Origin of the sequence: Poseidonibacter sp. (assembly GCF_041821165.1) — a bacterium.
Lineage (GTDB): Bacteria > Campylobacterota > Campylobacteria > Campylobacterales > Arcobacteraceae > Poseidonibacter.
In genome coordinates this window covers 1-10,264 of the sequence record NZ_JBGUES010000075.1, presented here as the reverse complement: position 1 = coordinate 10,264, position 10,264 = coordinate 1, and the positions used below count along the sequence as shown (strand labels likewise).

Below are 10,264 nucleotides of genomic sequence, written 5' to 3'. Positions count from 1 at the left end.
ATATAGAACAAACCGGTTCAAATACTTATGTTTATAATGAAGAATATTGTGAAATGTGGTTTAATAATTATGATAAAAAAACTAATTTACCAAGAAAACAATTATTTGGTAGTTTTTATGATTTTGGACATGCAAAATATCTTTTACATATAGAAGTTGCTACTTTTAATTTACATATTGGTTTTATAGAATATAAAAAATATGATAGTAAGTTTAAAGTTATAAAAATGAATGAAGAAAATAGAATCAATTTAAAAAAATTTATCAATAGTTTGAATTATGATAAAAAATTTGAAGGAAGAACTTGGGGATTAGGATGGGTGAGTTTAGATTGTGGAAAGTTTATTGATTTTATGAATTCAAAAACTTTTGTAACATTAGTTGATTTTAAAAGAAGTGAATTTTATAAAGAAATATTATTACCATTATTAAAGAAACTATAATATGAAAATTAAAATCAAGAATAAAGATTTTATAAATAAAGATTATGAAAGATGCTTTATAAGTTATCCATTTAGAATATTTTATAATATAAGGGTAAGTGAAAAAACACCTTCAAATTTAGCATATAATTATAATGAGAATATTCCTGATTATATAATTGATGTATTTAAACATTTCTTACAAGCATATGAAATATTTATAAAAAAACTACATCTTAAAAATCCTTTAAAAGAAGGAATTTATTTTGATAAAGGTGCAAAATTTATTGATATTTTAATAATTAATATTCCTATCCAAAAAGGTTTAGTTGCATCAAAGTTAATAGATAATAGTCATTATTTTGAAGAGAAATCTTTAAAAGGTAAATCTATTAAAATTCAATTACATAATGGATTAATACAAAGTACTGCTACACCAATACATGAACTTTTTCATGTATTCCAATATAACTATTGTAATTTTAATAATATGTGGTTTATGGAAGGGCTTGCAAGATGGAGCCAAAACTTAATTCATAATAGAAAAATGATAGAAGAAAGATTACCACAAAATATTGAAGAGTTAAAATATCTTTTATCTAGAGCACATGATACAGAGTATTTTTTTAGAAGACTTCTTTCAAAAATTAAAGATAGAATAACTTTTATTAAATGTTTTCTAGAAGAAACAAGTACCTCTTCAATAGAAGTTGAAAATAATTATAATATTATTTGGAATAATGATGATAAAAAAAACAGTAGAAATAATAAATATATTTTAAAATCATTATTAATAAGTATAAATAAGAGTACATGTTCTTTTGATATAGAACTTAAAACTTTTTTAGAAATTGTAGAAGAATATTTACATAAAAAAAATAAAGCGCTAAAAGAAAATAATATTCAAGATTTTTTTTCTATCTTGCAAATTTGTGATGAAAAATTAGTTTATAAAAATAACAACTTTTTATACTGTGATTATTTTGATTTAGAATCTAAAGAATTAAAAGTAAAGACATTAAATTTATCTACATTGAATTTAAATCAGTTAGAAAAATTAGCTTTAATAAAAAAAACAAATGCCGAGCTAATATTTCAAAATAGTAAAATAGAATCCCTAAATATATTTAATAAGCTTAAATCTGTCCATTCAATTACAATAAGTAATTGTAAAAATTTATCTGAAATTACAGGCTTTAATTCTTTAGAATATATAAAAAACTTAACTATTAAAAATAATGAAAATTTGAAAGATATTTTTGGATTTTTCAAATTTTTTAGAACTAAGAGAAAACTTGATGGATTTATTAAAATCGAGTCAAACAAATTATTAAAAAGTGTTTCTTTTTTAAGAGGAATAGAGTATATAAATAGTTCATGTTACTTACATAATAATAGTTTAGATACTTTAGATGGCTTACAAGAATTAAAAGAAGTTAATGCAAGTTTATCTTTATCTGGGAATAATTTAGTCTCTTTAGATGAATTAAAAAAACTAAATAAAGTTAATGGTATGTTAGGTGTAGCATATAATAAGTTAGTGAGTCTAGAAGGTATAGAAAATTTAAAAGAAATAAGTGTAACAAAATGGAATGATGAGTATAGAAGTTTAGCATTACAAGGAAATGTGAATCTAATTGATATTAGCGCATTAAATTGTTTATCAAATACAAACCATTGTATTATTTATATTAACTCTAATAATAAAAATATAATACCTTCAAAAGATTCAGATTTTTATAAACAAACCATTGAAATTGTAAAAAATAAAACAGTTATTAGAACAAAGGATATTTTTAAAGATTATATCGAACCTACAAAACAAAAAATACTTTTTTATAATACTTGGATTAATGTATTAAAAAATAATAGTTATCTTGAAGCTCATCTATTAAATTTTAATAATCCTAATAATTTAATTCTTTATGCTAAAAAACATGGAATTGAATATATATATGGTCAAAAATACAATGCTCAAAAGTTTTTATTTCAAAATAGGTGTATATTAAGAGATAATGGTTTGAAATTTATTGTAAATAACCTTGAAACAGTAATGACTCTTTTAAATAAAAAAAAGTTTTATGAGTGCATGGAAAATAATAATTTAGATATTTATATCCCTACTTACTATAAAAATATAGATGATATTAAATTTCCATGTATAACAAAGGAAATTAGTTCTGCTAATGGAGAAAATATAGAAATTGTAAATTCTTTAGAAGAATTAGAAATAAAAGATAATTATGTAATTAATGAATATATTACTGGTAATACAGAGTATGCAACTAATATTTTATATAAAGATAATATTTTAGAAGAAATTACATATGAAAAATCTTATACATCTGAAAAATATGTATTAAATAAAGATACAAAATATAAAATGATAGATAAAAAGATTATTTGTCCCTGTAAAGAAGAGTTTACAAAAATTCTTAAAAGAATTATTCCAAAAGGTGAATATTTAACTTGTTGTATTGATTATAAAATCAAAGATGGTATACCAAAAATATTTGAAATTAATGTTAGATTTGGTTATACCCTTGGTAGATATGAAAAAGATTTATTTCAGATGATGAGTAGATACATTTGGGAGTGCAATAATGGATAATATACAAAAGCTTTTAAATAAATATAAAATTGATTTTGAATCATATAATAAAGAAAGCAAAACATTAAATATTAAAAAACTTGATTGTACTAATTTATTAATTGAAGATTTTATAGTTTTAAATGAAATAGAATATATTACAGGAGAACTTTATTTAACTAATAAGGAATTAGAAGATTTTAGTTTTTTTAATTATTTAAAAGGGGTAAAAAAACTTGTAATAAATGATTGTAAAAAACTCAAATCATTAACTGGTTTTAATGCATTAAAATTAATTGATAGTTTAATTATATCAAAGAACTTTAATCTTGAAGAAATATTTGGATTTAACTCTCTTTTTAGTCAAAGTCATATTTTAAATAAAGAGTTAAAAATAATTAATAATATTAAATTAAAGAATATATTTTTTTTAAGAGGACTTAAACAGGTTAACTCATCTTTATATTTACATTATAATGCATTAGAAACACTAGAAGGATTAGAACAGTTAGAACATGTCAATGCAAGTTTCTCAATTTCTTCAAATAATTTAAAATCACTAAAACCATTATCTAATTTAAAATTTGTTAATGGAATGATAGGTGTTGTAAACAATAAATTAAAAAGCTTAGCAGGTCTTGAAAATTTAGAATATTTAAAAACAATAAAGTGGAATGGTAAGCTAAGAACAATAGCTTTAAATAAAAATCCATATCTTAATGATATAAAAGCTTTAAATAATATATCTGAAGTAAGTGGAAATTGTATAGTTATAGTGGATTCTTCTCAGAAGTTTAAAATAATTCCATCTAAAAAAAGTATTTTTTCTTATAATAATATAATTGTATATGCTCAAGATATTGATGAAAATATCTCAAAAAGTAATATTTGTGATTTATCTGTAAACTTAAAAAGTAGATTATTAGATATAAGAGACGAATTTATATTAGATGATGATTGGAGACCTAATTTAAAATATTTAGAATATGTTTTCTTAAGAGGTAGAGAAGGCGATGGAACTCAATTAAAAAGAATTGATTTAGTAAGATGGCAAGATAAAGTTTATATTTATCATTTTTTAAAGGAACATGGAATTCCTTCAATGCCAATTATTATGTATTCACATAGACAAGATGATCATTTCTTTGAAAGAATTGAACAATTATATAAAAATGGATTAAAGTCTTTTGTTATTAAGTCAACACATTTAGCAAATAGTAATGGCGTATATAGAATAAGAAATGGAAAGTTTATATCTGCAAATGACACTGCTAAAAAAAATGAAATGTATGGTAAAGATGTAGACTTTGAATATTTAAAAAAAGAGATTAATAAAAAGTGGTTAGAAAAGCAAATAGAAGAAGACTGGTCTAGTATGATGGTAAACCCAGGCGTAATATTAGAAGAGTTAATTGAAGATAGTATTGAATTGAAATTTTCTATAGTTTTTGGAGAAGTTGTCGGTTTTTTTGCAAGAGTTAAAGGTTTTCCAAGTTTTGATGAAAACGGTAAGTTATTATCAAATAATAAAGGGGTATTACCTCATTGGTGGAAAGAAGGTAAAAAACTAGCTTTAAAGGTTGCAAAACTTGTAAAAGCAGATCATATTAGAATAGATGTTTTTTATTTTAATAATCAGCCTATAATTAATGAAATAACATGGAATGGAGGAGAACGTAGAGAGATTACTAGTTTAATTGCAAAAAAATTAAATGAGGGTTATTCTCAAAGACTAAATATGCTTGGAAAAAAAATAATAGATATAAAAAATGATAATTACGTGGAAAAATTTGTAAATAAAAATGAATTTATTTCTTTTTCTACTAAAACAAATATTCCTGGTAAATTTAATGTTATAGAGACTAAGTTTATTATTGTTGATATAAATACAAATCCTAGGTTTTATTGGATGAATACTAAAAAATTCAATATGCATTATGATTTTTATAAGAATAATATTGATATGGATTGTATATTTAGTAAATTTAGAAGAGAATCATATACAAATAGTCAAAGAAAAAATATAGTTGGTTCTTTAATTTACCATGATTTATATTCTGAAACTAATGAGAAAGGTATTTATACCATTCATTTTTGGCCAACAGTTGCCATTTTATTTCATCATACTCAATTAGCATGGAATATGTTAACACAAAGAATAAAATTTGCAAAGGATAATATATTTATTCATACTATAAGTGATATTCAAAAACAACAAGTTTTAAAAGATAAAGAAGAATATGATAAAAGTAATATTAGATTTATTAAAACAGATACTTTATTTAATAAAATTGATTATATTCCTTATAACAATGGTACATCTTATGGAATATTACGTTTTGCCAGCAATGAAGAGAATTTTGATATAAAAGATATTGTAGTATTTGACTATATTCCAAATTATTTAAGTCATGTAAGTGGAATTTTAACAACACTTCCTCAAACATCATTATCTCATATTAATTTACTTGCAAAACAAAACAAAATACCAAATGCATATCTAAAGAATGCTTCAATCAAAGAAGAGTTATTACTTTTAAAAGATAGCTATGTTAGGTATGAAATAAATAATAATGGTTATAAAATTTCTAAAGCAACTAAAAAAGAAGTAGAATCTTTTTTTGATAATATAAGACCAATTAAAGAATTAATTCCTAAAAGTAATTTACAAGAAAAAGAAATAAAACATATTAGAAATATAAATAATAAAGATTTTGATGCATATGGTACAAAAACATCAAATTTAGGCGAACTTTATAATATATTTAGTGAAAAAAATATTCCTGATGGCTTTGGTATACCATTTTATTTTTATGATCAATTTTTGAAATATAATGATTTTTATAAAGAGATCGAGATTTTATGTAATAAGTATAAAGTTCTTGAAAATATACAAGAAAAAGAAATTTTATTAAAAGAATTTAGAAATAAGATAAGAAATGGAAAAGTAGCTCAATGGATGGAAAATGAGTTTAATAAGATACTAGGATATTATCCAAAGAACTCATATTTACGATTACGATCAAGTGCAAATAATGAAGATTTAAAGAATTTTAGTGGAGCAGGATTATATGATTCCTATAGTTATAAGGATTTTTCGAAACCATTAAGTTATGCTATTAAAAAAGTATGGGCAAGTATTTGGAATTATAGAGCTTATGAAGAAAGAGAATTTCATAAAATAGTTCATATTAAAACGATGATGGGTGTTTGCTGTCATCCAAGATATAAAGGTGAAAAAGCTAATGGTGTTGCTGTTACAAAGAATATCTTTGATAAAAAAAGAAAAGGTTTTTACATTAATTCACAAATTGGAGAAGCACTTGTTACAAATCCTAGAAAGTACTCAATAGCTGAAGAAATTGTAGGAGTAATTGCGGGAAATAGAAAAGATTATGTATTGCAATATATAAATCGTTCGAATATGATTAAAAAAACTGAAAAAGTAATACAGACAGAGTATTTAGAAGAGTTACAAAAATCACTAGAAAAGATTGAAGAACATTTTAAAAAAGTTTATAATATAGAAAAAAATAGTATTTTTGCAATGGAAATAGAATTCAAAATAACAAGTAATGGAATATTACATATTAAACAAGCAAGACCATGGGTGGAGTAAAAAATGAAAATACTTTTTCTTTTTATATTGATTATTAGTTTTTGTTTTTCAAAAGATTATAATTATTTAGGTAATCCTTATATCAAACAGTATTCTAATGGAGAAGATATTTATGCTAGAAATATTTGGGATATGCAACTTTTTGAAGGAAAAATATATTTAGGTGCTGGAAATAGTAGCAATAAAGGACCAGCACAAAATGCAGGACGAGTTTATGTTGTTTCACTTGATCCTAAAACAGAAAAGTTTGAATATGAATATAAGGTTGCAGAAGAACAAATAGATATTTTCAAAGTTTATAAAAATAGATTATATATACCAGGTCATGATGCAACACAAAAATGGACATATGGGAATATTTATAAAAAAGAAAATAATACATGGCAAAAGTACAGAACATTAGCAAATGCATTACATGTATATGATATTGTTGAAAAAGATGGAAAAATATTTACGGCAATTGGTTTAAAGGGAAAAGGCGCTGTTTTTGTAAGTGACCTAAATGCAAAAACATGGCAAAAAATAGCTCAGGGAAAAGGTAGAGTATACAGTTTTATAGAAATAGAAAATGAAATATTTGCAACTAAAACTTTTCAAAAAAAGTATCCTTTAAAACTTAATATAACACAATGGTTAACTAATAGAGAAACATTTTCTTCAAGATTTGATTTAAATATAAGTAGAATGTTTCCTAATACAAAGCTAGATAATACTTCTGTTAAAATAGTAAAATCAACAAAACTAAGGTCAGGTAGTTTATATATAGGTGTAAAGAAACATAATGATCATCAAGGAAAACCTTTTGGGCTATATTTTATTTCAAAAGATTTGATAATAAAAAAAATACAACTCCATGAAGATGAAATACCAAGAGATATTTTAGTTCGAGGAGAAAATATTTTTTTATTAATAAATACAAAAAATGAAAATATCGTGTATAAGATAAAAGAAGGACAACTTAATCAAAAAGAAGAAGTTATAAAATTTAAGTATCCTAGTTTTGCAAGAAGTTTTGAAAAATATAAAGATTGTTTTTATTTTGGGATTGGTAGTGAAGTAGAAAATCCTGATAAGTGGGAAATATTAGAATTAAAAAAACAAACAGGTGATATTATAAAGGTATGTAAATGATAAGTGGAGTTAGTTATGAAAATATTATTAATAGTTCAACTATTATAAAAATAGAAGATCCTCTTTATTCTAATATTTTATTATATCGTCAATGGAGATTTTTTTATTCATTGGATAAAGAAACTGCGCCTCTTAATATTACGGACTCACAAAACTGTGGAATACCTGATTACATATTATTAATGTTATATAAATTTGAAACAGCAAAAATTTTATTAGAAGATTCCTTTGGATTAAGAAATCCTTTAAAAGGTGGGTTCTTTTATAAAAAAGGTGCACAATTTATTGATATATATATAAAAAATATACCAAGAGAGCATGGCATTGCTTCAGGACTTGTATATGATGAAAATATAAAAGAATTAAAAAATACTTCTTATGAAGGAAAATCTTTACGTATTACAATTCACAGAAATCTTATAAAAAAAACTGCTACACCTATCCATGAGCTATTTCATATTTATCAATATTCATATGTACATTTTAATAATATGTGGTTTATGGAAGGTCTTGCACGATGGTCACAAAGTATTATGCAAGAGAAGATCGGTAAAAATGAAGATTTACCTAAAAGCAAAAAAGAACTTGATTCTCTAATTCATAAACTTCATGATGCTGAATTTTTTTGGAATAATTTAATTAGTTTGAGTGAAGATAAAGATACTTTTAATCTACCTAAAGGCTTAGAAAATAATTCGGAGATATATAATAATAAAAAAACAGGATCAAAGTTTGTTAAACTTTTTTTAGAAAATTGTGAACAAGAATTTTCTTTTATGCAAAAAAAATATTTCTTAAGAAAATTAGATGATAAAAGTACTTATATCAATAGACAAGAAAAAAGAGCAGTAACAAATAATCAGCATATATTTAATGCAATAATAAAAACAGTAAATAGTTTAAAAAAAGAAAAATCAAAAGAATTAGAAGATTTTTTACATTTAATATATCCTTTATCAAATATAGTTTATGAAAATTTTAATACAGAAGAAATACAAAATTTTATGAAAGTGTTAAATAAATATACAAAAGATATTATTTTAGAACAAGATGGTATATTTTATTGTGAATATTTTGATATTTTTACAGGTACATTATCTATTCCACAATTGAATTTTGTGGAATTAGATATTAGTAGTAATGAATTAAATTGTTTTCATATATTAAAAAGATTAAATGGAAGTTTAAAATTTGAAAACTGTAATAATTTAACAGACTTAAATGGTTTAAGAAATTTACTAAGTTTAGATGGCGAACTTATTTTAGATAATTTAAATTTAGAAAAGATAAATGATTTAAATGAATTACAATCTTTAAAAAGTTTAAAGATATTGAATATGAAAGAATTAAAAAAAATAAATGGATTAAATGACTTATTGTTACTTAAAAGTGATTTATATATTAACAATTGTAAAAAACTTTTTATAATTAATGGTTTTAATTCATTATTCAAAGTAGGTAATATAAATATATCAAATACTTTATTAGATAATTGTAATTTTTTAAGTGAAGTTTTTAATTCTAATAAAGAGTTTTCCGGAGCTATTAAAATTACTAATAATAAATTAAAAGATATAAAATTCTTAAAAAAAATAAAGAATATTTCATCTTCTTTATTTTTACATCAAAATCAAATCACCAGTCTTGAAGGTTTGGAAGATTTAGAATATATAGGTGCAAGTTTTTCAATATCAGCTAATAAAATAGAAAATTTAATACCTTTATCTAATTTAAAAGAAATTAATGGATTATTAGCACTTTCATATAATAAATTAAAAAATTTAAATGGTCTTAATAACTTAAAATTATTAAAAACAAAAAAATGGGGAAATACATATTTTTCAATTAAATTTTATGAAAATAGTGAACTAATAGATATTAGTGCATTAGAAAATTTAATGACAAATGATAATTATCTAGTAATTTATTGTGATGATATAAAACAATATAAAATAAAACCAAAAGTTGATTCAAATTTTCATAAAAATATTTTAGAAATTCATGATTTTAAAACACAAAAGCTTATCCCAACCTATAGCTTTGTTCAAAAGAAATATCATGACTATTCTAATTTTAGAATGACAACCCATAATAAAACACTAACAGCACTTTTTGATTTTGAAAATAAAGATGCAAAAGTATTAGTTTTATCTTTTACTGGTGCTTATGGAAATTTAGGGGGACTTTTTTATAATAAATATCCTTTAATAACTCAAGATATAAATACTCATAAAATATTTTTAATGGATCCTTCTCATACTTGGTATAATAAAGGTATTTTTCCTTTTACATCAAATATGGATGAGAATATAAAATTTATCAAAAAATTAATAATTAGTAAAAAGTATGATAAAGTTGTTTGTATGGGATCTTCAATGGGAGCATATTTTGCACTTATTTTAGGATGTGTATTAGAAAATCATATTGATGAAGTATTGGCATTTTCACCCCAGATATTTATGGATAAAGTAAATAGAAACAGAATTAATGATAAAAGATGGA

The 10,264-nt window shown here is 22.4% G+C and carries 5 protein-coding genes; all 5 read left to right on the top strand.

Annotation, left to right across the window (positions count from 1 at the left end; all coding sequences use genetic code 11):
- Positions 1 to 443 (top strand): hypothetical protein (locus ACERKK_RS07390; RefSeq protein ID WP_373772439.1); only part of this gene is annotated, 443 nt, incomplete at its 5' end.
- A 1-nt stretch (position 444) separates the two neighbouring features.
- On the top strand, positions 445 to 3,033 hold the full coding sequence (locus tag ACERKK_RS07385) for a hypothetical protein (protein WP_373772438.1): 2,589 nt from the start codon (positions 445 to 447) through the stop codon (positions 3,031 to 3,033).
- Entirely contained in the window at positions 3,026 to 6,631 is a 3,606-nt protein-coding gene (locus ACERKK_RS07380; RefSeq protein WP_373772437.1) for a PEP/pyruvate-binding domain-containing protein, read from the top strand. Before ACERKK_RS07385 ends, ACERKK_RS07380 begins: the two co-directional genes overlap by 8 nt.
- A gap of 3 nt (positions 6,632 to 6,634) precedes the next feature.
- On the top strand, positions 6,635 to 7,762 hold the full coding sequence (locus ACERKK_RS07375) for a hypothetical protein (protein ID WP_373772436.1): 1,128 nt from the start codon (positions 6,635 to 6,637) through the stop codon (positions 7,760 to 7,762).
- On the top strand, positions 7,759 to 10,264 hold a 2,506-nt coding region (locus ACERKK_RS07370; protein WP_373772435.1), incomplete at its 3' end, for a hypothetical protein. The genes ACERKK_RS07375 and ACERKK_RS07370, both read left to right, overlap by 4 nt.

Excerpts from the sequence above, each read along its gene's own strand:
- ACERKK_RS07385 (WP_373772438.1), top strand. The coding sequence starts at position 445 with ATGAAAATTAAAATCAAGAATAAAGATTTTATAAATAAAGATTATGAA.
- ACERKK_RS07380 (WP_373772437.1), top strand. The coding sequence starts at position 3,026 with ATGGATAATATACAAAAGCTTTTAAATAAATATAAAATTGATTTTGAA.
- ACERKK_RS07375 (WP_373772436.1), top strand. The coding sequence starts at position 6,635 with ATGAAAATACTTTTTCTTTTTATATTGATTATTAGTTTTTGTTTTTCA.